The following is a 24,844-nucleotide window of genomic DNA, read 5'->3' as shown; positions in this document are numbered from 1 at the left end:
GGTCTATTTCTGGTTATAGATGAAGTCCTGGTTATCTCTGAACCAGGCTAAGGTTTTCTGTAGACCTTCCCTAATCCTGATCTGCGGGTCATAGCCCAACAACCGCTGCGCTTTAGAGATATCAGCCAAGCTGTCTCTGATGTCACCTGCACGCTCTGGGCCATATTCTGGGGTGATGTCTACCCCCGCCTCGTCTTTCAGAATGTTGAAAAGATCATTCAAAGAGGTTCTATCGCCCACGGCAATGTTGTACACCTGGTTGATGGCCTCTGGGTTTTCCACCAGAGCGGCGCGTATGTTGGCCTCCACGCAGTTCTCCACGAAGGTGAAGTCACGGGTTTGCCCGCCGTCACCGTTCATTCTGGGAGGCTTGCCGTTCAGTACCGCATCAATGAACAACGGAATGACTGCCGCATACGCCCCATTCGGGTCCTGGCGCGGCCCAAAAATATTGAAATACCGCAAGCCAATGATTTCCATGCCGTAGGTTTTACCAAACACGTCTGCGTACAGCTCATTGGCGTACTTGGTCACCGCATACGGAGAAAGCGGACGGCCAATCACGTCTTCCACCTTAGGCAGGGACTTGCTGTCACCATAGGTAGACGATGAAGCCGCGTACACAAACCGTTTCACGCCTTGCTCCTTAGTGGCCATGAGCATGTTCACAAACCCACCCACGTTTACTTCATTAGAGGTGACCGGATCTTTCACGCTGCGCGGAACAGAGCCCAAGGCTGCCTGGTGCAGCACTACATCCATGCCTTGACAGGCTTGCATGCAGGTTTCCAGATTCCGGATATCGCCCTCCAGCACTTCTAGTCTGTCATTATCTTGGAAAGCTCTCAGGTTTTTATGGAAACCGTTGGAGTAATTATCCAGTACCCGCACTTTTCTGGCGTTGTACTTCAACAGGTACTCTACCAGGTTAGAACCAATAAAGCCAGCGCCGCCGGTGACTAAAAAAGAAGTTTGCTCCAAGGAGCCGCTGTGAAAAGGATGTTCGTACACTGTAACTAATTAAGAATTCAGAATCAGGAACAAAGAATAGATGCTGTTTTTGGCCTGTTTTCAGGAAATCAGGGCCAAAACAGCCTTTCCTCTTCTTTTCCTATTACAAAAGCCTCTGCCGCCTATTTAAGCACGTGACTTGAGGTAAAGCAAAATTGCGTTTTCAGCCTCTTTTCTGAAAAACAGGCCGAAAACGCAATTTTCATTTACCGGGTATATTGCTCTTTGTAGTAAGCCTGGTAGTGGCCAGAGGTTACTTCCTGGAGCCACTCCTCATTTTGCAGGTACCAGTCTACCGTCTTCTCCAGCCCTTCCTCAAAGTTCACAGAAGGCTTCCAGCCCAGTTCGTTCATAATTTTAGACGAGTCAATGGCGTAGCGAAGATCATGCCCGGCCCTATCTGTCACAAAGGTGATCAGTTGGCGGGAAGCACCGGTCTCACGGCCCAGTTTCTGGTCCATGATGTCGCAGAGCAGGTGAATAAGGTCAATGTTGCGCCACTCGTTCACGCCACCAATGTTATAGGTATCACCTACCTTGCCTTTATGGAACACGTCATCAATGGCACGCGCATGGTCCAGCACGTACAGCCAGTCTCTGATGTTTTCGCCTTTGCCATACACCGGCACGGGCTTGTTATTCTTGATATTGTTCAGCGCCAGCGGAATCAGCTTCTCCGGGAAATGGTTGGGGCCGTAGTTGTTGGAGCAGTTAGACACCTTTACCGGGAGGCCATAGGTATGGTAGTACGCCCGCACAAAGTGGTCTGAACTGGCCTTAGAGGCCGAATACGGGGACCGCGGGTCATACTTGGTCTCCTCTGTGAACATGCCTTCCTCGCCAAGCGAGCCGTACACCTCATCTGTAGAGACATGGTAGAAAAGCTTATTGGTAAAGTCAGCTTTCCAAAGTTCTTTGGCCGCGTGCAGTAGATTACACGTCCCGTTCACGTTGGTACGCACAAAGGCCATTGGGTCCGTGATAGACCGGTCTACGTGCGACTCTGCGGCTAAGTGAATCACCGCATCAAATTGGTGTTCCTGAAAAAGGCCGTTGATGTACTCCTGGTCAACAATATCACCTTTGATGAAAGTATAATTAGGCGAACTCTCAATATCTGTCAGGTTCTGCAGGTTGCCCGCATACGTCAGCTTATCAAGATTGAAGATTTGATAGTTCGGGTACTTGTTCACGAATAACCGCACCACGTGCGACCCAATGAAACCAGCGCCGCCGGTAATAAGTATTTTCATTTGCTCTAATGTTACTTCATCAATTGTTGCTGCCATTTCCAGGAACTGGCCAAACTGTCTTGCAAAGACAAAGATGTTTTGAAGCCTAACTCCTCTGTGGCCTTGGTCACATCTGCGTAAATTGCCGGTACATCGCCCGGGCGACGTGGGCCGGTTTTGTAAGGGAATGGAGTATCCGTGGCTTTTTCAAAAGCTTTCACCACTTCCAAGACACTGCTGCCCTGGCCGGTCCCTATGTTGAATACTTCAAAAGCAGCCGCATTCTCCTGCTCCAGGCGCCTAATGGCCGCCACATGTGCCTTGGCTAAGTCTACCACGTGCACGTAATCTCTAATGCAGCTCCCGTCTGGGGTGTCATAATCAGTGCCGTAGACGGTAAGGCTTTCCCTGATCCCGGCTGCAGTTTGGGTAATGAACGGCACCAGATTGTTAGGGACCCCAAGCGGCAGTTCGCCAATCAAGGCAGTCTCATGCGCCCCAATGGGGTTGAAATAGCGCAGGGCAATGGTTTTGATGCCATAATTTCCACTGGCGGCCACATCCCGCAAGATTTCCTCGTCAATCTTTTTGGTGTTGCCGTACGGCGAATTGGCTTTCTGGGTAGGCGTCTCTTCTGTCACCGGCAGTTTCTCCGGAATACCATAGACCGTGCAGGAAGAGGAGAAAACCAGATTGCTCACGTTGTTTGCTTCCATCACCTGCAAAAGCGTCACCAGGCCTGCCACGTTGTTGTGGTAATACTTCAGTGGCTCACTTACAGACTCCCCTACCGCCTTGAAGGCGGCAAAATGGATCACCCCTTCAAATTTCCCTTCCTTGGTAAATACCTCCTGTAACGCGGCGGCATCTGTACAGTCTACTTTGTGGCAAACCACCTCATGTCCCAGAATTTGGGCAAGCCCCTGCAACACCCGCTCCTCCGTATTGCTGAAGTTATCAACAATAATGGGGGTGTAGCCTGCATTGTACAGTTCTACTACCGTGTGGGAGCCAATATAGCCAGCCCCGCCTGTTACCAAGATTTTACGCATAGTAAGATTTTATAAGCTCCAGTAAGGCAGTGAATTGATTTTGCCGCGGTAAATGCCCTTGAGATCAATTACAATAGGGTTGTCAGAGGAGATGCCCTTGAAGTAGTCCTCGTCATGGCCCAGGTAGTCTTTGTGGTTCACAGCCACCACCACGGCATCATAGTCATTGCTGGGGTTCTGGGTCAGGGCAAAGCCATACTCATGCTCCAGCTCCTCAGAGGAGGCATACGGGTCTACCACGTCTACCTGCACCCCAAAGCTCTTCAGCTCGTTGATCACGTCTGCCACCTTTGAGTTGCGGATATCCTCTACGTTCTCCTTGAAGGTAGCGCCCATCACCAGCACTTTGGCTTTGGAGATGGCCACGCCCTCCTTGATCATCATCTTGATGGCCTTGCTGGCCACGTAAGCCCCCATGCCGTCATTGATGGTACGGCCGCTCAGGATCACTTTGGAGTCATAGCCCAGCGCTTTGGCCTTGTAAGTCAGGTAATACGGGTCCACGCCAATGCAGTGGCCGCCCACCAGCCCCGGGAAGAACTTGAGGAAGTTCCACTTGGTGCCCGCCGCCTCCAGTACCTCAAACGTGTTGATGTTCATGCGGTCAAAAATGATGGAGAGCTCGTTCATCAGGGCGATATTCACGTCGCGCTGGGTGTTCTCGATGATTTTGGCCGCCTCTGCCACCTTGATGGAAGACGCGCGGTGCACACCGGCCTCTACTACCAGTTCATAGACCTTCGCAATCACGTCCAGCGACTCAGCGTCACAGCCAGAAACCACCTTCACAATTTTAGTCAAGGTATGCTCCTTGTCACCGGGGTTGATACGCTCAGGAGAGTACCCCACCTTGAAATCTTCGGGGAACTTCAAACCTGACTCGCGCTCCAGAACCGGGATACAGTCCTCCTCTGTACAGCCTGGATACACCGTAGACTCAAACACTACGTAGTCACCTTGCTTCAACACTTTCCCAACCGTTCCGGAGGCACCCAAAAGCGGCTTCAGGTCTGGCAGCGCGTAGGCGTCAATGGGGGTAGGCACCGCGACAATAAAGAAACGGGCTTCTTTCAGCACGTCCAGCTCATGGGTGAACGTGATATCAGCGCCCTCAAAAGCCGAAGATTCCAGCTCCCCGCTGGGGTCAATGTTGTTGCGCATCATCTCCACGCGCTTCTCGTTGATGTCAAACCCGATCACGCTGATCTTCTTCGCGAATTCCAGCGCAATGGGGAGCCCTACATATCCTAATCCGATAACCGCCAGCTTGGCTTCTTTGTTGAGGAGTTGCTGATACACAATAAAATTATTTTAAATGGACAGTTTAGTTACACTATTATTTTCCAGCCGGTACTGCTCACCGGTCTCGGGGCAGCTGGCTATATTATTCTCATTGCTGAATTGCAGCTTGTGGCCCGCCTCGCTCACCCAGCCGTGCTGCCTGGAAGGATTGCCGTAGACCAGGGCATACGGGGGCACATCTTTAGTCACCACGGCCCCGGCCCCAACCAGGGCGTAGGCCCCTATGGTGTTTCCGCAGACAACCGTGGCATTGGCCCCTATGCTGGCGCCCTTCTGCACCAGCGTTTTCTGGTATTCGCCCCGGCGGTTGATGGCGCTGCGCGGGTTTAGTACGTTGGTGAAGACCATAGAGGGCCCCAGGAACACGTCATCCTCACAGATCACCCCGCTGTACACAGAGACGTTGTTCTGGATCTTCACATTCTCCCCCAGCACCACGCCAGGTGAGACCACCACATTCTGGCCAATATTGCAGCGTTTCCCAATCACACAGTCTGGCATGATGTGGGAGAAGTGCCATATCTTGGTGCCTTCCCCAATCTGGCAGCCCCCGTCAATGACGGCGGTCTCATGGGCAAAATACGGGGGGGTGGTGTCAGTCATGTATAACGTGAGCTTCTACAGAATCAGGCTGCATACGCAAAAAGCCTCTGCAGGGATATTACTTTTTTACTACCGCAAAGGTACAAGTTTTATAACAATTCCTTGTAATCTGTTTGTTACCACCAGCCTTGCTGCTAAAAAAGGCGAATCTAAAGAAAGAAATCCTTACTGAATCAGCTGTTTTTGCGCCATTTTCTAAAAGTGTGTTGGTAAGCGCAGAAAGGCAAGAGCATCAGTTGCCCGCCCACGTGGCCGCTACCATCCGCTCCTTACCCCGCAGGTCTGTTCTCACACGGGCCTCACTGTACCCCTGCGCCTGCAGCATAGCCACGGTCTCCTGCGCGAACTGCTCATTGATCTCAAAAAAGAGCCTCCCGCCGGGCTTCAGCAGCCGCTGCGCCACCTCGGCAATTCTCCGGTAGAACAGCAGCGGGTCCTCATTGGGCACAAACAGCGCCAGGTGGGGCTCATGGTGCAAGACGTTCTCACGCATCAGTTCTTTTTCCTGCTCCAGCACATACGGCGGGTTACTGATCACGGCATCCAGGCTATGGGGCGGCAACCCGGGCACCTCCCGCAAAATATCCTGCTGCAGCCACTCCACCCGCTGCCCCAGCTCCAGAGCGTTTCTTTTTGCCACCTCTAAAGCATCTCCAGAAACATCCAGCCCCCACACGTGCGCCTGCTCTAGTTCGGCGGCCAGCGTGATAGGGATGCAGCCACTGCCGGTACCAATGTCCAGCAGCCTTACTTCTGGGTGGCGCTCATACGTTTTGACAACCCACTGCACCAGTTCCTCTGTCTCCGGCCGCGGAATCAGCACGGCGGGCGTCACCTTAAACTCCCGTCCGTAGAAAGACGCCTCACCCAGCACATATTGCAGCGGTTCCTGCCGCAACAGCCGCTGCTGCGCTTGCCTAACCTGTTCTAGCAGAATTTCTGAGGCAGCCCCGGCTCGCTTTTGCATGAGCCCAAACCGGTTGGTCTGCAGGAAATGCTCCAGCACCCACTCAGACATAGTGCGGGCTTCAGGTTGCTCGTAGACTTGTTCTAGCTGTTGCGCCAGTTGCGCTAAAACCTCTCCTATGGTGGGCATCCTCTTCAGTTTTGGGCAATTTCTGAAAAAACAGCCGATATTGGGACATGAATCACACAAATTGCCCGTAAACAGCCTATGCCTGCTCATCAGAAATTCATGCAACGCGCCCTTGACCTGGCCACCCTGGGCCAGGGCTGGGTGCGCCCCAACCCCATGGTAGGCTGCGTGGTAGTACACCAGGGCAAGATCATTGGCGAAGGCTGGCACCAGCAGTTTGGCGGTCCGCACGCCGAGGTCAATGCCCTCAACAGCGTGCAAGACAAAAGCCTTTTGCCAGCCAGCACCGTGTATGTGACGCTGGAGCCCTGCTCCCACTACGGCAAAACCCCGCCCTGCGCTGATTTTCTGATAACCCACGGCGTACGGGACGTGGTGATCTGCAACACAGACCCCAACCCGCTGGTGTCTGGCAGAGGCATTCAAAAACTGGTAGATGCCGGCTGCAAAGTTCACATAGGCGTCTTAGAACCGGAGGGCCTGGAGATGAACCGGCGCTTCTTCACCTTCCAGACCAGAAAGCGCCCCTACCTGGTTTTGAAATGGGCCGAGTCTGCTGATGGCTTTATCGCGCTCCCCGGGTTTAAAGGCTGCCAAATCTCTGGCACTTTGTCTCAGAAGCTGGTGCACAAGTGGCGCACAGAAGAGCAGGCCATTCTAGTAGGCACCCGCACCGCCCTGCATGACAACCCCCGGCTCAACGTTCGGCACTGGCAAGGGCAGGCCCCCACCCGTATCTTCATTGACAGGCAACTCCAGGTACCCGGCACGCACCACCTGTTAGATGACACCCACCCTACGTTGGTGTACACGCTGGCGCGGAAGGAAAATCTGCCCAAAACCCAGTTCGTTACCCTTTCGCCGGAAGGCGGTTTCATGGAGCAGATGTTGCAGGACCTGCATCAGCGGCAGGTGCAGTCTGTATTGGTAGAGGGCGGCACCGTGCTACTGGAAACGTTTCTGCAGGCTGGGCTCTGGGACGAGATACGGGTGTTCAAAAGCCCGGTAAAATTGAGGGACGGCGTGAAGGCTCCCGCCCTGCCGGCCATGCCATTTGCTTCCAGAAATTTGGCAGGCGCTGATGAACTGACTATTTACCGGAACCACTTCACCCTTTAACTTTTCTGTTTTCGGCCTGTTTTTCAGAAAACAGGCCGAAAACAGAACATCGGCTTTGCCGAAAAACAGACAGAAAAAGAGGCTCCCGCTGCCCCTGTTTGCGGCTGCGCAACATTGTGACAATATTGCCATTTTCAACTGGCGCCGCTAGTTCCAGAACCAAAGGAGCGGCTCCCCTAGCCCAGCAGTTTCTCTTTAGCAGAAGAGCACCTCCTCCATGATGGGCGTTCTGTTCCATAGAAATTACTCCAATCGCCCGCGTCCCGCAAGTGTGAGCTACTTTCGGCCTCCGGCCGATTCCCTGGCTTTGCTCGCCGCTTCATGCAGCGGTGAGAAAACTTACCGGCCTTCTCGCAGGAGGGGAATCTGGCGTTCCGTTTTATGAAACCAGTTGCGACAGGAAACCTACTGCCCTACCTTTGCAGTTGTAGTCACACAGTTGCGGCGCGCCTTCTTATTGGCACCTCAGCACTTTATTCAAAAGCATAGTATCTCATGGCCGAAGACTTATTCATAGACAGCACCCTTACCAAAGAAGAAAAATACCAGGCGCTCCTGCCCCAGATTGAAGCTCTGGTCACCGGAGAACCCGATCTGATAGCCAACTTGGCCAATGTGATGGCCGCGCTGAAAGAAACCTTCGGGTTTTTCTGGGTGGGGGCGTACCTGGTGAAGGAAGACCAACTGGTGCTGGGGCCGTTCCAGGGACCGGTGGCGTGCACCCGCATTCCGTTTCACAAGGGGGTGTGCGGCGCCTGCTACACCCGCCAGGAAACCATTCTGGTGCCAGACGTAGAAGCGTTTCCGGGGCATATTGCCTGCAGCAGCGCCTCCAAGTCTGAGATTGTGGTGCCTGTGATCAAAAACGGTGCCGTGAAAATGGTCTTAGACGTAGACAGTGACCGGTTAGATGACTTTGATGCCGTAGACCAGAAGTACCTGGAGCAGTTAATGAAGCTGGCAGAGAACTGGTTCTAAGCTCGTATCAAGTAGTGCGTATCACGTAGCAAGACTTTCTGTTTTTGGCCTGTTTTGGCGAAAACAGGCCAGAAACGGAAATAGCGACTTGGTGCGATTCGGTTGATAATGGCGCAAGCGTCCGCTTGTGCCGGCGCGCATTTCTGAATCAGATATACCTGGTCACAAGCGGACGCTTGCGCCATAGAATGTCTATATTAGGAGAAGCGGTTACATCTATTGGCCAAAGCTCTTCCCTCTCCTTCTAAGAGCAGCATCACCTTTAAAATTCCTGTTTTCGGCCTGTTTTCGCAAAAATAGGCCGAAAACGCAAAAAGCCTCATCTTACCCAGATGAGGCTTCTTTTTTTATAAAAAAACAGAAAAGTCGTGCTACGTGCTACCTGATACGCAACTGCGTTACCTGACACAGAAACCTTACCCGAAGATAGACCCTGAATTAGTGGTCTTCAATTGGGCAATCACGGTCTGGCCGCCTTTGGTTTTCTGGCCCAGTTCTACCTTCACTTCGGTGTCAACGGGCACAAAGATGTCTACCCGGGAGCCAAACTTGATAAACCCGAACTCCTCGCCCTGGTTTACTTCATCGCCTTCGGTCACGTACCAGACTATTCTGCGGGCCATGGCCCCGGCAATCTGCCTGAACAACACCTCTGGACCGGCCAATGACTCTACCACCACTGTGGTGCGCTCGTTCTTGGTGCTGGACTTTGGGTGCCACGCCACCAGATAATGCCCCGGGTGGTACTTGAAGTACTTTACAATGCCAGACACCGGGTTACGCGTAATGTGCACGTTGATGGGTGACATGAAGATAGAAATCTGCTTGCGGGTATCTTTGAAATACTCCGGCTCCTCCACGTTTTCAATTACCACCACTTTGCCGTCGGCGGGGGCAACCACCAGGTCCTCATGCAGGAGCAGGTTGCGGTACGGGCTCCGGAAGAACTGCAGAATGAGCAGGAATACAATGAAGGAAATACCTGAGAAAATCCGGTTGAAGGTGAGGTGTTCGCTGTTAAAATAGTACAGCACCATGTTCAACACCAACAGGATCAACAGGGTAAAAAACAGAATCTTTCGACCTTCCTTATGAATTTTCATTAGATACACTTACGGCTTTAAAAGCAAAAATATAAAAAAAACTGCCTCCTATCTAAAAAAAGACAGGAGGCAGTAATTTTTAACCCTATTAGCCGTTACAGCACCTGCTTAGAAGCCGCCCCGGAACTTGTAGGTCTGGGCCACTTTGTCAATGGCCACAATGTAGGCGGCAATGCGCATGGGCACGCTATATTTCTGAGACGTGGCGTAGACCTTGTTGAAGGCTTCAGTCATGATCCGGTCAGAGCGCTCGGTCACCATGTCCAGGCTCCACTTGTAGCCCAGGCGGTTCTGCACCCACTCAAAGTAAGAAACGGTCACCCCGCCTGAGTTGGCCAGAATGTCTGGCACCACCATGATGCCTTTCTCATTGATGATTTTATCGGCGTTCGCCGAAGTAGGGCCATTGGCGCCTTCTACAATCAACCTGGCCTGAATCTGGTCTGCGTTGCGGGCAGTGATCACGTCTTCTACGGCGGCCGGCACCAGCACGTCTACCTTAGAGACCAGCAGTTGCTCGTTGTCAATGATCTCAGCCCCGGTAAAGCCCTCCAGCCGGCCGTTGTGCGCATTTTTGTAGGCAATAGCCGCTTCAATGTCAATGCCATTGTCATTCCAGTAGGCCCCGCTCACGTCACTCACGCCCAGGATTTTCACGCCGCGCTCGGCCAGCAGCTTGGCCGCCCAGGAACCTACGTTCCCAAAGCCCTGCACGGCAGCGGTTGACTGCGTAGGGTCCATGCCCAGTTTCTCCATGGCGGCCATGGCCGAAACCATTACCCCGCGGCCCGTAGCCTCTACCCGGCCCAAAGAGCCACCCAGCACCAACGGTTTACCCGTCACCACTGAGTTCACCGTCATGCCTTTGGTCTTGGAGTACTCATCCATGAGCCACGCCATCTCCCGCGGGCCGGTTCCCATGTCCGGGGCCGGAATATCCTGGTCAGGCCCGAAAATATCTATCAAAGCCACGGTATACGCCCGGGTCAAACGCTCAATCTCGCCGGCAGACATGGTGGAAGGGTCGCAGACAATGCCGCCTTTGGCACCGCCGTACGGGATATCCACCACGGCACATTTCCAGGTCATCCAGGCGGCCAGGGCTTTCACCTCATCCAGGAACACGTTTTTGTCATAGCGTATGCCGCCTTTAGAAGGGCCCAGGATATTGGAGTGCACCACCCTGAAACCTTCAAACACCTTTACGCGGCCATCGTCCATGGTCACGGGCAGGTTCACAATCACCTGCCGCGTGGGCGACTTGAGCACTTCATACGTCTCGTCATCTAAGCCCAGAACTTCTGCTGCTATGTTGAAACGCGACATCATAGACTCAAAAGGGTTCTCCTTGTCTTTGATGGGGGCTGGCTCTTTGTAGGCCATTTTGCTGTTTAACACCGCTTTATACTCTGCCATGTTTATAAATTTAATAATATATTGGCTTAATTTGGCTGCAAAATTATCAAATTCCTAACACCAAACTAGCATTTAGCAGGCTCTTTCAAGAAATTATAAGTGAGTCAGCTCCAGAAAAGCAACCAGAAAGGGAACTACCAGAATAAGGCTGTCAAAACGGTCCAGAATACCGCCGTGGCCCGGAATCAAGGTGCCGGAGTCTTTGACCCCCAGGTTGCGCTTGAGCATAGACTCCACCAGGTCGCCCAACACGCCAAACACCGCCACCAATACGGCCATGCCCAGCCAAAGTTCCAGGGACAGGTCAAAATACACCAGAGACAGCACCCAGCCTACCACCAGAGACAGCACCACGCCCCCGGCCCAGCCTTCCCAGGTTTTACCCGGAGAGATGCGGGGGAACAGCTTGTGCTTGCCAAAGGTTTTCCCGGCAGCGTAGGCACCGGTGTCTGAAGCCCAGATCAGGAACATCACCCCCAGAATAATCTGCCAGCTGTACCGCTCTGGCCAGAACGCCAGCACATGCAGCAGCGCGAAGGGAACGGCAATATAGAGCACCCCCAACAGCGTAAAGGCAATGTTCTCAAACGGGTGTTCCTTCTTGCGGTACAGCTCTGCCACCAGGGTGAACGCCATCAGGGGCAGCAGCAGGTACAGCCATTGGGGGTCTAACCCGCCGTACTTCACCCAGAAGAACATCACGTACAGCTCCAGCCCCAGCAGCACGCCCAGCGCTTTGTTAGGCTGGTAGCCTTTGCCCGCCAGCAGGCGGTAGAACTCCAGCAGCCCCAGCACCGTGAGCACCAGAAACAGCAGGAAAAACGTCCAGGCGCTCCAGAAGATGGCCCCAATGAAAACAGCGCCACCAATAATGCCCGCCAGCAGGCGCAGCTGCAGGTTGTTAAGTTCTTTTTTAGGTTGTGGTTGCTCCATAAAAGGTGGTTATACGCAGAGATTATACGTGCGACGCGAGTAGGGGATTGTAGTTGCGTTTCTGGGCTGTTTTGGGAAAAGAGGCTAAAAACGGGAATAGCCTATTTGACAAAATGTTGGCACCTGCAAGTTATTACCGCAGCAGCAGATCTATCATTGTGCCTATTGCCAGAGCCGCCACTGAAAAGGTGATCATGCCCAACAAATAGGCAAAAAGTGCTTTGATATAACTGGCAACTTTGCGCGGGGCAAAGAATTGGCCAATGGCAAAGGTTGTATAGAAAACCCCAATGATCATCCCTACCTGCAGAAAGTCAAAATGGGTCAGCCCTTCGGCAATCCCGAAGACGGCATAAATCAACATGCCCATGCCCATGACAAAGCACAGCAGAATTAAGATCTCAAACAGGTTGTAAGGGCTTTTCCTGAAAAACAGTTTAATCCAAAGGGCAATGAACACGCTCATGATGATGTTGGCATAGCCGTAGTGGCCTTGCACCCACGCAAAAATAGCGCTGGTGGCAGACGTATTATCTCCCTGATAGCTCATATACCTGTCTTCTAAATGAAACAAGCTGCTGCAAACAGAATAGATCAGCGACGTGATAATGATGAAAATGATGGGCTTGACCAAACGGCTCCGGTTCTCTGACAGGTAGTTTCGTATGTTTTGGCCCGGGTTGATGATGAGCTCTCTAATGGTATAGAGAATGCCCCGCTCAAAATGCAGCACGTGCTCAATCTCATGCAAAATGTAATGCCCGTCAATCCGCTTCACTTGAGCCGGTTGGCCACAGTTTGGGCAATAGTTGAGCGTTACCTCAGTGTTGCAATTCTTACAGTTCCCAGCCATTGTGCTATCTTAAACCCCGCTCCTTCAAAAGAACTTCCACTTCTTTCGTACTGTACTTTGAGTTCTTGATTAGTGTGTACACTAAAAACAAAGGAAGCAGGGTGAAAAGCCCGTACGCATTGCTCAAAACGCTGTAAAAGACTATCCCCACCAGAAACCCGATGAACACGGCGTTGATGATAGCACCTGATTTCTGTTTTTTCGCTTCGGCCAGCAGTTCCTGGTCTGTTAATTCTGATAAGTTCTTTGGGGTAGCTTCCATGATGCGCTATGGATAAAATTTTACTATGGTATAAACTGTCAGGTAGGGGAAGTTGGTGTAGGCTTGAACGTAATGTATGCTTTAAAAACGGGAAGGTTCTACGTCTTCATGGGGCGCAGCCCCATGCTGCCTGAAAGCCCTGTACAGGACATACAGCAGCCCCACTGTCAGCCCCAGCGACACCAGGGAAAGATGCCACGGTGAGGCTTGGGTAGATTCTATGTCTAGCTGTATCTGCCCCCGCTGCTGCAGAAACATCATGAGCACCATAAACCCGTTATTGGTAAAGTGCCCCACAATAGGCACCCACAGATTACCAGACCACCAGTACAGGTACCCAAACAGCACCCCCAGCAGCATGCGCGGCAGCATGCCGTAGAACTGCATGTGAATGGCCCCAAAGATGAACGCCGCCACCCAGATGGCCACGTGCGGGTTACGCCACCACCGCTGCAGCTCATTCTGCACAATACCCCTAAAAACCAATTCTTCGCCAATGGCGGGAAGCACGGCAAACACAAAAAGCCCCAGAATCAACTGCGGAACGCTTTCAATCTTAGTGAGCTCCAGGGTTAACTGCCGCAGCGCCTCCTCCTTCTCCTTCGCCCAACGCTCAAACCCCGCCATGAAATCAGGGAAATCAACGTTGGCGTTCCAGTCTACCACCCAAGACGCCGCCGGCATGATCACCAGAAACAGCACCACCGTGCCCAGCAGCAGGTAGAAGGGCACCGTGGCACGGGGCAAAAGAAAGGCCAACGGCCGATGGGCATTCACTTTCAAAAAAGCCAAAGCGGCCACCGTAAACCCTACCAGATGCACCACCCCCTGGTACAGCACCAGCGCCGGGCGGCTTTCAGGGTAGTCTGCGGGCCGGGCCAGCATGTCGCCAATGTCCATGAGGCCAATACCCCAGATGGTTTTCACCAGCACCACCGCCAGAAAACTCCCAATGAACAGCCCCGCCAGCGCGAACACAAAGAACAGCAAAAGCGACTTAAGCGGGTGCAGATTGGGCGAGATGAAACCTTTCATATAGGCGGTGTGGTTTTAAAGAGGTAAATTTACGCGAATTATTTAAACTGAAGCACGTGGTAAAAATTGGCAATCTGGAACTTCCGGCGTTCCCGCTGCTGCTGGCCCCTATGGAAGACGTGAGCGACCCGCCGTTCAGGGCCGTCTGCAAAGCCAACGGCGCTGACTTGATGTACACCGAGTTCATCTCGTCTGAGGGTCTCATCAGAGACGCCGCCAAGAGCCGCCAGAAACTGGATATATTTGATTATGAGCGCCCCATCGGGATCCAGATCTTTGGGTCTGAGATTGAGGCCATGCGGGAGTCTGCGGTGATTTCGGCGCAGGTGGGGCCAGATTTGATTGACATCAACTACGGCTGCCCCGTGAAGAACGTGGCCTGCAAAGGAGCCGGGGCCGCGCTGTTGCGCGATGTTCCTAAAATGGTGGCCATGACCTCGGCCATTGTGAAAGCCGTGGAGCCCTTCGGCTTGCCGGTGACCGTGAAAACCCGCCTGGGCTGGGATGACAGCACCAAAAACGTAGAGGAAGTGGCCGAGCGCCTGCAGGACATTGGCATCAAAGCCCTCACCGTGCACGGCCGCACCCGTGTGCAGATGTACAAAGGCGAGGCCGACTGGACGCTGATTAGAAAGATCAAGGAGAACCCGCGCATCCAGATCCCCATCTTCGGGAACGGCGACATTGACACGCCGCAGAAGGCGGTGGAGTACAAAGAGCGGTTTGGCGTAGACGGTATCATGGTGGGCCGCGCCTCCATTGGTTACCCCTGGATTTTCAGGGAAATCAAGCACTACATGCAGACCGGCGAACTGCTGGCCCCACCCACCCTTCAGGAGCGCATTGACATGTGCAAGATGCACTTTGACAAAAGCCTGGAGTGGAAAGGCCCGCGCCTGGGTATTTTTGAGATGCGCCGCCACTATGCCAACTATTTCAGGGGTTTGCCCAACGTGAAAACCTACCGCACCCGACTGGTGCAGACCGAAGACCCGGCTGAGATTTACGCCATCTTAGATGAGATTGCCAACTCTATGGAGTATGCAGAGCTAGAGTAAGCTTTTTTCTTTTGCAGAGGCGTTTTCGGCTTGTTTTTCTGAAAACAGGCCGAAAACGGAAATACTTTTGTAGCCCTCATAGGTTTTGAAAACTTGTGAGGGCTTTTTTTAGCAGGGGTTGTGACATAGACCATAGACGCTCGCAGGCATGGAAGTCGCTGCGAGGTCTTTTGAGAATTGCTGATTGTCTATTGTTGATTGTTAAAAACGCGCTGGCGCGAGTCTCTGGACTCGTGCCGACAGGCGGTTGGAGTCTCCAGACTCCCATCTATCTGCTCACGATCCGTCCTCGGGCATGTAGTCTCCGTCTCCTGACGACCGAAGCGGAGGGGATCAGTATGCGCAAGCATGGTTGCAGACTATTATCCCCTGTGGTCCCGGCGAGTCCGGAGACTCGCAGCACTCTTTGTCACGAGACTGGAGTCTCGCGCCAGCAAAGGGCCGGTATTGAGGGCATACAAAACTAGCGCGTGACCAAACCATGCACAGGAATCTGCGCCAAAGAAATCCTGCTCAAAAGACCTCGTAGCGTCTCACAGACCTGCGAGCGACTGCGCCAATAGCCTTTGCCATGACAACTTGAGCTGCCTCGCAACCCGCTCAGCCTCCCCCAAAAGGAGTGAGAATCTGCTTTTACGTTTTCCGCCTATTTTTTCAAAAACAGCCCGAAAACGTAATCCTAACCTTATTAATATCCAGTCTCTATTAATATCCAGTCTCTGACCGATTCCCTATCTTTGCAGCCTCATTTTTAATTCTGCCGTAGCAGCCTTGTTGTGCCAAACAAAACCATCCCTCCTTCTATTACTGAACCAGCCACTTCTACCCCCACCATGGCGTGGGTGATTCTAATTGGGTTGGCCTTGATCTGGGGCACGTCTTTTATCCTGATCAAAAAAGGGCTGGAGGTTTTCTCGTCAGATGAGCTGGGGGCCATTCGCATCACCATTGCCACACTGGCGCTGCTACCGTTCGCGCTGAAGGGGCTAAAAGCACCCAAGCCGCACCAGTGGAAGTTTCTGTTGCTGAGCGGACTCATCGGCAACCTGATTCCGGCGTTTCTCTTTGCGTATGCGGAGACAAAACTGGCCAGCGGACTGGCCGGGGTACTGAATTCGCTTACCGCCCTGTTCACGCTGATCATTGGGGCTCTTTTCTTTCAGCAGCGCATTACGTGGCTGCGCACGCTGGGCATCTTGATTGGGATTGGCGGCACGGCGGTGTTGATATTTTCGGGCAGCGCCCAGGAAAGCTCCTCCAACTCCTTTTATGGGCTGTACGTGGTACTGGCGACCATTTTATACGGCGGAAGCCTGAACATCATCAAGCACTGCCTGGGCGGCATTAAGCCGTTGACCATGGCCAGCCTGGCGTTGCTTACGGTGGGGCCAATTGCCTTTGCCTACCTCTGTACCACCCCGGCGTTTGACAAACTCACCACGCAGCCAGCAGCCTGGGAAGCCTTGGGGTACATTGCCATCTTAGCGGTGTTCAGCACGGCCATTGGCCTGGTGTTCTACAACAAGCTGATTCACATGACCAATACGCTGTTCGCCAGCACCTCCACCTATTTGATGCCTATTGTAGCGCTGATTTGGGGCGTGGCCGACGGGGAAACCATCCACCTCCTGCACTACGTGGGCATGGCCATCATTCTGGCGGGCGTACTCCTGGTGAACCGGGCGAAATAGAAAGGGGAAAAAGGGGTGACCGGTCTGGTTTAGAGCTGTTTTTGGGAAAACAGGCCAGAAACAGAAATCATCTGGACCCATTGGGCAAAGAAGCGGCTTTGTCTCTGCCTGATGAAAAGCGGGAAGGGGTTATTTCCGTTTTGGCAGCACTTCTACCTCATGCAGGTTAGAAAGCCAGTTCACGGCCCCTGACTCTGAGGTAAACACGTTAATGGTGGTGTTGCTGCTGAAAGCGTTGAGTTTTTCAAGGCCTACGTTGTCCCGCACATGGGTGAAATGGGCCGGCGAAAGCAGATAACCAATGTAGCTCTTGTGCCCTAGCCGCCCTTCCGCCTCCAGAAAAAACTCATCCAGAATCCAGGCTTCGTCTTCGGGCGTAGCCCCACCCCGCCCTCTCAGGTCAATGAGCCAGAGGTGAACGTTCAACTCTTCGGCAAAGGCCAGCGCGTCAAGGTAGCCCTTGCGCAACTGCTCTGAATTCACCTGCTTGGTCCAGCGCATGAACAGGATGCCCATGTCTTCCCGGTAGGAAAGACGCAGATGGCTTTCTAGTAGTTCTCTCTCAATCACGGTCCGTCAGGCTAGGTAGGTAATTTTCCATAAAAATAACCTGTTTCCGGCAAGCTTCCTAAAATTACCGCAACCTTTTTGCAACCATTTTAAAATTCAACCGTAGCTGCTTCTACTCTGCCTTAATATAGCTTGTATACAGGCATTTTAACAGCAAAGGCCCTTTCTCTTCACCAGAGAAAGGGCCTTTGCCCTAAGCACATTCTGCAATACGGGAGAGCCGCTATGAGCGGGCTGCCAGTTTGCTGTTCCGGTAGCTGTACCCAAAGTAGATGGCCAGGCCAATGAGCAGCCACACGGTGAACAGCAGCCAGTTGTTCACCCCTAACTGGGTCATCAGGTACAGGTTGGTCAGGAGCCCCAGAACCGGCAGCAGTGACAGACGTTTGGTAAATGACACCACCGCCAGCAGCACACAGGAGATCAGGAACACCAGCATGGGGATTTCATGCCTGAAGGTTTCATACCCGCCGTCAAACGCCACCGCACTCCAGAAGGCATCTACGTTTTCGCGGTTGTACAACAATACCAGCACCCCGCCTATGAGCAGCAGCAACGGCACCAGAAACCGTCCGCTCAGGTAAGGCACCTTGAAGCGGGCTTCTGAGGTGCCATGCGGGTCAATGATCAAGATGCCGCCGCACACCAGGGCAAAGGCGAACAGGGTGCCAATACTGGTGAGGTCAATCACCAGATCCATGTTCAGGAGCAGCGCCGGCACGCCTACAAAGAAACCGGTCACCAGCGTGGAGAAAGACGGTGTTCTGAACCTGGGGTGGATCTTAGAGAAAACCGGGGGCAATAACCCGTCGCGCGACATGGTCATCCAGATGCGGGGCTGGCCAATCTGGAACACCAGCAGCACCGAGGCCATGGCAAAAATGGCACTCACCGCCACCACGCCCGCCAGCCAGTCAACCCCTACTTTGGTGAACACATACGCCAACGGGTCACCTACGGCCAGTTCTGTATAGGGCACCATCCCCGTGAGTACCAGCGTGATAATCACGTACAAGACCGTGCAGATAATGAGCGCGTAAATCATGGCGCGGGGCAAATCGCGCTGCGGGTTTTTACACTCCTCTGCGGTAGTGCTAATGGCGTCAAAGCCAATATAGGCGAAGAACACCGCGCTCACGCCTTTCAAGACGCCCCCCACGCCATTGGGCGCAAACGGGCTCCAGTTGGCCGGGTTCACGTAGAAAATCCCCACGGCAATCACCACCAGCACCACAATCATCTTGAGCACCACCAGCAGGTTAGACGCATTCTTAGATTCTTTGATCCCAATGTACACCAGGGTGGTGATGACCAGGTTGATCATGAAGGCGGGCAAGTCTACCACCAGCTTCCCGCCTAAGAAGTCTGGGGCGGCCAGCCACGTGTTGTACGCCTCCAGCTGCACCGGATCTGCCGCCGTGAGCGGTTGCCCCGCCTGCAACAACGCCACTACCTCCTCATACCCTTTATGCGCGCTCTGGGTCCCCATGGTGAGCCACGCCGGAATATCCCAGCCCATGCCGCTCAAAAGGCCGGTAAAGTAATCGCTCCAGGAAATAGCCACCACAATGTTCCCCACCGTGTATTCCATGATGAGCGCCCAACCAATGATCCAGGCTGCCAGCTCCCCAAACGAGGCGTAGGCATAGGTATAGGCAGAGCCGCTGGCGGGAATAGTGGCCGCAAACTGGGCGTAGCAGAGCGCTGAAAACGCACACGCGATGGCGGTGAATACAAACAGCATTGACACTGCCGGGCCGCCGTCATAGCTGGCGTTGCCAATGGTACTGAAAATACCGGCCCCAATGATGGCGGCAATGCCCAGCGAGGTTAGATCACGCACAGACAGGTTTCGCTCCAGCCCCTCCTCCACCGAGCCCACATGGGCGGCTACATCGGCGGGCGGGGTGTGCATCACATTGCTTAAACTCTTGCGGCGGAATAGACTTTTAAAGCTCACTTGTTCGGTTTGGTGTAGAAATTCAGGGTAAAAGTTAAGGAAAATATTCTGAATGCGTATATTTAGGAAAGCCCCAGCCCCATGACCAGCCGCCGTCTCACCCTTACCGTGCCCCAGCCCTGCCAACAGTCCTGGGCTGACATGACGCCTCACAGCCAAGGCCGTTACTGCCCCAGCTGCCAGAAAACCGTGGTAGATTTTACTTCTATGACTGATGCGGACGTGGTTGAATGGTTTGCCAAACAGAAAGGGGAAACCTGTGGCCGCCTCAATCCCTATCAATTAAACCGAGTCTTACAGGTGCCTATTCCTACTAAACGGGGCTGGGACTGGAAACGGCATGCGGCCATTCTAGGCTTGTCAGCGTGGGTGAGCACAAAGGCGGTAGCGGCAAATGAGTTACCTGCGCAGCCAATTGAGCCTTTAACTCAAAGGGACTATGAACCTTCCAGCTTTACAGGGACTTCCTTAAAACCAAAGGAGGGAAAAGGAATAAAAGGCGTTGTGGTTTCGGCTGATGAAAAGGAAGCAATGACCGGGGTGACGGTGTATTTGAAAGGCACCAATATTCAGATAGCTACCAATGCAAAAGGAGAATTCAGTTTTCAATTACCGGAGCATATAGACCTTGAAAAGCAAGTAGTTATATTTTCATTTATCGGGTACCGGCCCAAAGAAGTGAAGCTAAAGAAGTTACTAATGAAGAATGCCCCCGTTACCCTTGAGCTTGAGGTAGCTTATCTTGGAGGCATTGGAATTCAGTGGGAGAAACCCAAAGGAAACGTACTATTCCTAGATAAGCTGAAGCACTTCTTTTCCTAAGTGCGTTTTTAGCCTCTTTTCCTGAAAACAGCCCAAAAACAGAAACCATGCCCAACCGCCACGTCCTTATCAACGTCCCCAACCCTTGCCAAGAGGACTGGTTCGCCATGACACCTGAAAAACAGGGGCGTTTCTGCCAAAGCTGTTCTACAACGGTAATTGATTTTACCGCCATGACCGATGCCCAAATGATAAATTGGCTCACCAGGCAAAACGGTAAAACCTGCGGAAGATTCAGGGAAGACCAGCTTGAAAGAAATTTGCGCCCGGTCTCATCTAGAGCTTCTAACTGGAAGCAGAAAACCCTGGTTTTCTGTATTGGTGCCTGGTTCGGTATTCATTCGGCTGAAGCCCAAAATTCTTCTGGCCGAAACGCTACAATTGAATTACTGCCATCTTCTCAGCCTTCTGTCATTCCTTCTGTGGCAAAACATGACAGCAGCACCATTAGCGGAATGGTCATCGCATTTCCGGCGGGCGGTCCTACTCAAATAAAAATCAGGCTAAATGACACGGTTGAGACTTCGGCAAATGAACTGGGCCACTTTTCATTACCGTATTCCAGAACCATTCCGCTGGAGAAGCAATGGCTGGTAATTTCAGCGGTTGGTTACCAAACACAACGTTTCAGGCTAGCAGACTTGAACCTTGGGCAATCTCTCCAGCTAGCTTTAATCTCTGACAATGATATTTTAAAATCATTATCTGGAGTATTGGGAGGTGTCTCTGTAAGCGGCATTCCTACAAAGAGTACCAACGCTTTCCAAAGCTTATATTACAGGATAGAAGACTTCTTCAGATAATCCCGTTTCCAGCCTCTTTTTCTGAAAACAGCTCTAAAACAGCACGTATGCCAACCCAAGCCCTCACCGTTTCCATTCCCACGCCCTGCCAAGAGGACTGGACCGCCATGACGCCTCACAGCCAAGGCCGTTACTGCCAGAGCTGCCAGAAAACGGTGGTTGATTTTACCACCATGACAGATGCCGAGGTGGTCCATTGGCTAGGGAAACAGAAAGGGGAAACCTGCGGGAGATTTAAGAACAAGCAATTAGAAAGGGAATTAATGCCCACTCCCATTTCACAGAATAAGTGGACATGGAAAGCGGCGGCATTAGGAGTATTAGTTTGGATAAGCGCGAAGGACACTCATGCGAAGGAGAAACCGCCTACGTCTACCTTTCAACAAACACATTTATCTTCTGATATACCTTCTCCAAATCAGCCAAATGAATATTTTTCCAGCGACAGCACTTTGATTTTAAAGGGGCAAATACTTGATTCTTTATCCAAAAAACCTCTCTCTGGGGTTTCCATTGTTTTAAAAGGCACAACTATTGGTGCGCCTACAGATATGGAAGGGAATTTCACGTTAGAGATTCCTCAACATGTTTCTGGAGAAAACTCTGTAGTGGTGCTTTCTTACCTTGGGTACAGGGCTCTAGAAAAATCAACAAAAGCATTTACCGGCCAAACAAAAACTATATTCTTACATGAAGATCCAGATGCTGAAATCTCAACAGGCATTGTGGTAACAGGAGTGAATTACAAATGGTATTCGCCACGCGGCTTGTATTACAGAATCCGCAATCTTTTCCACTAATTCCGCTTCCAGCCTCTTTTTTCAAAAACAGGCCGGAAACGCACTTATCTATTCAGAATCAACCGGAACGTGGTGCCCTTGCCCACCTCAGAAGATTTCACAAACAGCCGGCCCTGGTGGTAGTTCTCAATGATTCTTCGCGCCAGCGCGAGGCCCAGGCCCCAGCCGCGTTTCTTGGTGGTGTAGCCGGGCAAAAAGACTTCTTCCTGCTTGGTTTTGGGAATGCCTTTGCCGGTATCCTGTATATCTAACGCCAACGCGTCTTTGGCCCCCGCCCGCACCAGACGCAGCGTAATGCTGCCCTTGCCCTCCATGGCGTCAACGGCGTTTTTACAGATGTTCTCAATAACCCACTCAAACAGCGGCACGTTCACTTTGGCGGTGGTCTCTGGCGGGAAGTCTGACTCTACCACAATGCTCACCTTGTTAGACACGCGGTTGCGCAGGTAACCAATGGCGTTTTCCACCACCCGCAGAATAGGCTCGTCTTTGAGCACCGGCACTGAGCCAATGTTGGAGAAGCGCTCGGTGATGATCTCCAGCCGCTTCACGTCTTTGCCCAGCTCCTCCACAATGGGCTCGTTCTCAAACCGCGGGCTGGCTTTCAGGTACTCATACCACGCCATCAAAGAAGACAGCGGCGTACCCAGCTGGTGCGCCGTCTCCTTGGCCAGGCCCACCCACACACGGTTTTGTTCTGCCTTGCGGGAATAACTGAAGGCATAGTAGGCAATGAGCGAGAGGCAGGCTATGACAGTGAGCTGCACATACGGGTAGTACCGCAGCTGGGTGAGCAGCTCAGAGTCTTTGTAAAAGATGTAATTCCTGAAATCATCCTGGTAGGCCACCACAATGGGCTTGTGCTGTGTCTTCATCTTGGCCACCTCGCGCTGCAGCAGGGCTTTTTTTCGCTTTTCTGAAATCTTTTCTGGAATGGTGAGGTTCTTATAAGCGAGTACGTTCTCCTGCTCGTCAGTCAGGATAACGGGCACTGACCGGTTGGCGTCAATGATCTCCTCCTGCACAAACACCAGGTTGTCTGAGTCAATCTCAGCGTTGCCCATGTATCTCAGGCCTTTGGCGTACAGGTCAATGAGTTGCTGCTCGCGCTCAGACAGCTTGGCCACCAGCAGGTTGGTATAGACCACGGTAGCCCCCCCAATCACCAACGCAACTATGATGATGAGCAGCTTTAGCCGTGATTTCTTAGAATAGATCTTAGTTGGAATCATGTACAGCCCTAACGATGTTCTGCCTACGTACGTGTGCAGAGAAAGGTACTTTCTGAGCGAAGATACACCATTGCCCCCTGTCTCAGCGCAATTTAGAACCTGTATAAATAACACATTTTAAGCGGTATCCTTCTTTTTTATAACAGATGGAAGTAATTTTGCAAGCTAGTTTAAAACTGCCGTATGCTTCACAATTTTAGAGCCGTCAGTCTTTCATATAAAAAAGCTCCCCTAGACATACGGGAGCTTATCGCCTTGGATGAGGGGTCGTGCCGACAGTTCCTGCAAACGCTCAAAAATTTCATTCAGGCAACTGACATTCTTGTACTCTCCACGTGCAACCGCACTGAAGTTTATTATACCTCTGATGCTGATTACAGCCACGAAATAGTGAAGCTGTTGGGCATTAGCAAGGGCATTGCCAATATTTCCCAGTACCTGGACTACTTCACCATAGTGAATGAGCACGCAGACGCCGTGCAGCACCTGTTCAACGTGGCCATGGGCCTAGACGCGCAGGTGGTGGGCGACATGCAGATCTCCAACCAGGTGAAGCAGGCCTACCAGTGGAGTGTAGACAACGAGGCCGCCGGCCCGTTCCTGCACCGCCTGCTGCACACCATCTTCTTCACCAACAAGCGCGTAGTGCAGGAAACGTCTTTCAGAGACGGGGCCGCCTCTACCTCTTACGCTGCCCTGGAGCTGGTGGAAAGCCTGGTGGCTGACATCACTGATCCTAAAATACTGGTAGTGGGCCTGGGTGAGATTGGCGCTGATGTCTGCCGCCACCTGCAAGACTCTGAGTTCAAAAACGTGAAAATAGCCAACCGTACCACCGCCAAGGCCCAGTTGCTGGCAGATGAGTGCGGCTTACAGGTGGTTCCGTTTGAGAACCTGGTAGAGGCCATGAAAGAGGCAGATGTGGTGATCTCTTCCATTGCCCGTGACGAGCCGTTCTTCACCAAAGAGATGGTAAGCCGCCTGAACGTGCTGACCTACAAGTTCTTCATTGACCTGAGCGTACCCCGCAGCGTGGAGCCGGAGATTGAGCAGATTCCGGGCGTACTGGTCTACAACATTGACACTATCCAGAACAAAGCCTCTGAGGCCCTGCAACGCCGCCTGGCCGCTGTGCCCCATGTAAAGCAGATCATCTCTGAGTCTATTGCCAGCTTTGAAGACTGGAGCCGGGATATGAACGTGTCACCTACCATCCAGAAGCTGAAAAACGCACTGGAGAGCATACGCCAGGAGGAGATGGCCCGGTACATGAAGAAGCTGTCTACTGAAGAAGCCAAGCGCATGGACGAGATCACCAAGTCTATGATGCAGAAAATCATCAAGCTGCCGGTACTGCAACTCAAAGCCGCCTGCAAACGCGGCGAGGCCGAAACCCTCATTGACGTACTCACCGATCTGTTTGACTTGGAGAAACAGTCAGCAGAGGCGCACAGCTAAGAGCATCTTATTGACCACTACAGAACGGGACCTTCTTCACAGAGAGTCCCGTTTTCTTTTGCCCAAGGCAGACGCAGCTTGTTTTCCCCACGCATTGACATTCTAGTGACTTACGTTTTCGGCCTGTTTCCAGAAAAGCGGGCCGAAAACGCCAATACCCTCGCTCTCCTCTGGAGGGTATGAGATGCCTGGGGCGTCCCACCGCGTGACAAAATAAAAACCAAATACAGCAGAAACTCGGCCAGAGGCCGAAGGCACCCCACACTCGCCAGAGGCGAGCGAGATGAATTTATGCACCGTTGATTTAGAAGTTACGCATTGGGAGGTGAATCTTCCCAAAAGGTTTTATAATGTTCCCTTGTAGAGACCAGGCACCACCTTGTCTCTCACGCATTGCCACAAATTTCTTTGCGTTTTCGGCCTGTTTTGGACAAAATAGCCCGGAAACAGAAATT

Annotated in this window: 23 protein-coding genes; 8 read left to right on the top strand and 15 right to left on the bottom strand. The window is 52.5% G+C overall.

The window, feature by feature from the left end; genetic code table 11:
- Positions 1-3: 3 nt before the first annotated feature.
- From FHS90_RS15450 to prmC, 6 genes are all read right to left on the bottom strand, one after another.
- Entirely contained in the window at positions 4-981 is a 978-nt protein-coding gene (locus tag FHS90_RS15450) for an SDR family oxidoreductase (RefSeq protein WP_220483077.1), read from the bottom strand.
- A gap of 236 nt (positions 982-1,217) precedes the next feature.
- Positions 1,218-2,264, bottom strand: coding sequence for a dTDP-glucose 4,6-dehydratase (gene rfbB / locus FHS90_RS15445; RefSeq protein ID WP_182513710.1), 1,047 nt, complete (start codon positions 2,262-2,264; stop codon positions 1,218-1,220).
- 11 nt (positions 2,265-2,275) lie between these two features.
- Complete coding sequence (galE, locus tag FHS90_RS15440) at positions 2,276-3,295, bottom strand: UDP-glucose 4-epimerase GalE (protein ID WP_182513709.1); 1,020 nt, start codon at positions 3,293-3,295, stop codon at positions 2,276-2,278.
- 9 nt (positions 3,296-3,304) lie between these two features.
- Positions 3,305-4,594 carry a nucleotide sugar dehydrogenase gene (locus tag FHS90_RS15435; RefSeq protein WP_182513708.1) on the bottom strand — a complete coding sequence of 430 codons (1,290 nt, stop codon included), beginning with the start codon at positions 4,592-4,594 and terminating at the stop codon, positions 3,305-3,307.
- A gap of 12 nt (positions 4,595-4,606) precedes the next feature.
- Positions 4,607-5,200 carry an acyltransferase gene (locus tag FHS90_RS15430; protein ID WP_066830695.1) on the bottom strand — a complete coding sequence of 198 codons (594 nt, stop codon included), beginning with the start codon at positions 5,198-5,200 and terminating at the stop codon, positions 4,607-4,609.
- A 232-nt stretch (positions 5,201-5,432) separates the two neighbouring features.
- A complete protein-coding gene (prmC, locus tag FHS90_RS15425) occupies positions 5,433-6,296 on the bottom strand; it encodes a peptide chain release factor N(5)-glutamine methyltransferase (protein WP_182513707.1) in 864 nt (287 codons plus the stop codon).
- Between the two features lie 78 nt (positions 6,297-6,374).
- Between prmC and ribD the strand changes: the two genes are divergently transcribed.
- Positions 6,375-7,415, top strand: a complete 1,041-nt coding sequence (ribD, locus tag FHS90_RS15420) for a bifunctional diaminohydroxyphosphoribosylaminopyrimidine deaminase/5-amino-6-(5-phosphoribosylamino)uracil reductase RibD (protein ID WP_182513706.1) — start codon at positions 6,375-6,377, stop codon at positions 7,413-7,415.
- 495 nt (positions 7,416-7,910) lie between these two features.
- A complete protein-coding gene (locus tag FHS90_RS15415; RefSeq protein ID WP_182513705.1) occupies positions 7,911-8,393 on the top strand; it encodes a free L-methionine (R)-S-oxide reductase MsrC in 483 nt (160 codons plus the stop codon).
- 416 nt (positions 8,394-8,809) lie between these two features.
- On the opposite strand, the gene FHS90_RS15410 is transcribed toward FHS90_RS15415, so the two are convergent.
- The 6 genes from FHS90_RS15410 to FHS90_RS15385 form a co-directional block, all read right to left on the bottom strand.
- On the bottom strand, positions 8,810-9,496 hold the full coding sequence (locus FHS90_RS15410) for a phosphatidylserine decarboxylase family protein (RefSeq protein ID WP_066830677.1): 687 nt from the start codon (positions 9,494-9,496) through the stop codon (positions 8,810-8,812).
- A gap of 108 nt (positions 9,497-9,604) precedes the next feature.
- Positions 9,605-10,879 (bottom strand): Glu/Leu/Phe/Val family dehydrogenase, encoded by a 1,275-nt coding sequence (locus FHS90_RS15405; RefSeq protein ID WP_182513727.1) that lies wholly within the window; start codon positions 10,877-10,879, stop codon positions 9,605-9,607.
- A gap of 126 nt (positions 10,880-11,005) precedes the next feature.
- Positions 11,006-11,845 (bottom strand): phosphatidate cytidylyltransferase, encoded by an 840-nt coding sequence (locus tag FHS90_RS15400; RefSeq protein WP_246387067.1) that lies wholly within the window; start codon positions 11,843-11,845, stop codon positions 11,006-11,008.
- A 133-nt stretch (positions 11,846-11,978) separates the two neighbouring features.
- Entirely contained in the window at positions 11,979-12,623 is a 645-nt protein-coding gene (locus FHS90_RS15395; RefSeq protein ID WP_343049732.1) for a DUF3667 domain-containing protein, read from the bottom strand.
- Positions 12,624-12,702: 79 nt separating this feature from the next.
- On the bottom strand, positions 12,703-12,960 hold the full coding sequence (locus tag FHS90_RS15390) for an FUSC family protein (protein ID WP_182513703.1): 258 nt from the start codon (positions 12,958-12,960) through the stop codon (positions 12,703-12,705).
- Between the two features lie 81 nt (positions 12,961-13,041).
- Complete coding sequence (locus FHS90_RS15385; RefSeq protein WP_182513702.1) at positions 13,042-13,995, bottom strand: CPBP family intramembrane glutamic endopeptidase; 954 nt, start codon at positions 13,993-13,995, stop codon at positions 13,042-13,044.
- A 56-nt stretch (positions 13,996-14,051) separates the two neighbouring features.
- Here FHS90_RS15385 and dusB point away from each other — a divergent pair, with 56 nt between their 5' ends.
- Positions 14,052-15,053, top strand: coding sequence for a tRNA dihydrouridine synthase DusB (dusB, locus tag FHS90_RS15380; protein WP_066830645.1), 1,002 nt, complete (start codon positions 14,052-14,054; stop codon positions 15,051-15,053).
- 776 nt (positions 15,054-15,829) lie between these two features.
- Entirely contained in the window at positions 15,830-16,744 is a 915-nt protein-coding gene (locus FHS90_RS15375) for a DMT family transporter (RefSeq protein WP_343049731.1), read from the top strand.
- Between the two features lie 129 nt (positions 16,745-16,873).
- Here the strand turns inward: FHS90_RS15375 and FHS90_RS15370 are convergent, their stop codons facing one another.
- Positions 16,874-17,314: a hypothetical protein gene (locus FHS90_RS15370; protein WP_066830642.1), complete on the bottom strand. Its 441-nt coding sequence runs from the start codon at positions 17,312-17,314 to the stop codon at positions 16,874-16,876.
- A gap of 223 nt (positions 17,315-17,537) precedes the next feature.
- Positions 17,538-19,229, bottom strand: a complete 1,692-nt coding sequence (locus tag FHS90_RS15365; protein ID WP_066830641.1) for an amino acid permease — start codon at positions 19,227-19,229, stop codon at positions 17,538-17,540.
- Between the two features lie 234 nt (positions 19,230-19,463).
- Between FHS90_RS15365 and FHS90_RS22640 the strand changes: the two genes are divergently transcribed.
- The 3 genes from FHS90_RS22640 to FHS90_RS15350 are packed head-to-tail and all read left to right on the top strand — an operon-like array spanning position 19,464 to position 21,699.
- The gene (locus tag FHS90_RS22640) at positions 19,464-20,096 is read left to right on the top strand and encodes a carboxypeptidase-like regulatory domain-containing protein (protein WP_182513701.1); all 633 of its coding nucleotides are present in this window, start codon (positions 19,464-19,466) and stop codon (positions 20,094-20,096) included.
- Positions 20,097-20,143: 47 nt separating this feature from the next.
- Complete coding sequence (locus tag FHS90_RS15355) at positions 20,144-20,899, top strand: carboxypeptidase-like regulatory domain-containing protein (RefSeq protein WP_182513700.1); 756 nt, start codon at positions 20,144-20,146, stop codon at positions 20,897-20,899.
- Positions 20,900-20,946: 47 nt separating this feature from the next.
- On the top strand, positions 20,947-21,699 hold the full coding sequence (locus FHS90_RS15350; protein WP_182513699.1) for a carboxypeptidase-like regulatory domain-containing protein: 753 nt from the start codon (positions 20,947-20,949) through the stop codon (positions 21,697-21,699).
- Positions 21,700-21,743: 44 nt separating this feature from the next.
- Here the strand turns inward: FHS90_RS15350 and FHS90_RS15345 are convergent, their stop codons facing one another.
- Complete coding sequence (locus FHS90_RS15345; protein WP_182513698.1) at positions 21,744-22,931, bottom strand: sensor histidine kinase; 1,188 nt, start codon at positions 22,929-22,931, stop codon at positions 21,744-21,746.
- A 183-nt stretch (positions 22,932-23,114) separates the two neighbouring features.
- Here FHS90_RS15345 and hemA point away from each other — a divergent pair, with 183 nt between their 5' ends.
- The gene (hemA, locus tag FHS90_RS15340) at positions 23,115-24,389 is read left to right on the top strand and encodes a glutamyl-tRNA reductase (protein WP_182513697.1); all 1,275 of its coding nucleotides are present in this window, start codon (positions 23,115-23,117) and stop codon (positions 24,387-24,389) included.
- Positions 24,390-24,844 lie beyond the last annotated feature (455 nt).

Origin of the sequence: Rufibacter ruber, from assembly GCF_014138425.1 — a bacterium.
Lineage (GTDB): Bacteria > Bacteroidota > Bacteroidia > Cytophagales > Hymenobacteraceae > Nibribacter > Nibribacter ruber_C.
The sequence above is the reverse complement of the archived record's forward strand: the minus strand, read 5'-3'. Positions and strand labels throughout refer to the sequence as shown.

Excerpts from the sequence above, each read along its gene's own strand:
- ribD (WP_182513706.1), top strand. The coding sequence starts at position 6,375 with ATGCCTGCTCATCAGAAATTCATGCAACGCGCCCTTGACCTGGCCACC.
- FHS90_RS15405 (WP_182513727.1), bottom strand. The coding sequence starts at position 10,879 with ATGGCCTACAAAGAGCCAGCCCCCATCAAAGACAAGGAGAACCCTTTT.
- FHS90_RS15350 (WP_182513699.1), top strand. The coding sequence starts at position 20,947 with ATGCCAACCCAAGCCCTCACCGTTTCCATTCCCACGCCCTGCCAAGAG.
- FHS90_RS15365 (WP_066830641.1), bottom strand. The coding sequence starts at position 19,229 with ATGCACACCCCGCCCGCCGATGTAGCCGCCCATGTGGGCTCGGTGGAG.
- prmC (WP_182513707.1), bottom strand. The coding sequence starts at position 6,296 with ATGCCCACCATAGGAGAGGTTTTAGCGCAACTGGCGCAACAGCTAGAA.
- rfbB (WP_182513710.1), bottom strand. The coding sequence starts at position 2,264 with ATGAAAATACTTATTACCGGCGGCGCTGGTTTCATTGGGTCGCACGTG.
- hemA (WP_182513697.1), top strand. The coding sequence starts at position 23,115 with ATGCTTCACAATTTTAGAGCCGTCAGTCTTTCATATAAAAAAGCTCCC.
- FHS90_RS15355 (WP_182513700.1), top strand. The coding sequence starts at position 20,144 with ATGCCCAACCGCCACGTCCTTATCAACGTCCCCAACCCTTGCCAAGAG.
- FHS90_RS15400 (WP_246387067.1), bottom strand. The coding sequence starts at position 11,845 with ATGGAGCAACCACAACCTAAAAAAGAACTTAACAACCTGCAGCTGCGC.
- FHS90_RS15410 (WP_066830677.1), bottom strand. The coding sequence starts at position 9,496 with ATGAAAATTCATAAGGAAGGTCGAAAGATTCTGTTTTTTACCCTGTTG.
- FHS90_RS15430 (WP_066830695.1), bottom strand. The coding sequence starts at position 5,200 with ATGACTGACACCACCCCCCCGTATTTTGCCCATGAGACCGCCGTCATT.
- FHS90_RS15390 (WP_182513703.1), bottom strand. The coding sequence starts at position 12,960 with ATGGAAGCTACCCCAAAGAACTTATCAGAATTAACAGACCAGGAACTG.
- FHS90_RS15385 (WP_182513702.1), bottom strand. The coding sequence starts at position 13,995 with ATGAAAGGTTTCATCTCGCCCAATCTGCACCCGCTTAAGTCGCTTTTG.
- galE (WP_182513709.1), bottom strand. The coding sequence starts at position 3,295 with ATGCGTAAAATCTTGGTAACAGGCGGGGCTGGCTATATTGGCTCCCAC.
- FHS90_RS15415 (WP_182513705.1), top strand. The coding sequence starts at position 7,911 with ATGGCCGAAGACTTATTCATAGACAGCACCCTTACCAAAGAAGAAAAA.
- FHS90_RS15345 (WP_182513698.1), bottom strand. The coding sequence starts at position 22,931 with ATGATTCCAACTAAGATCTATTCTAAGAAATCACGGCTAAAGCTGCTC.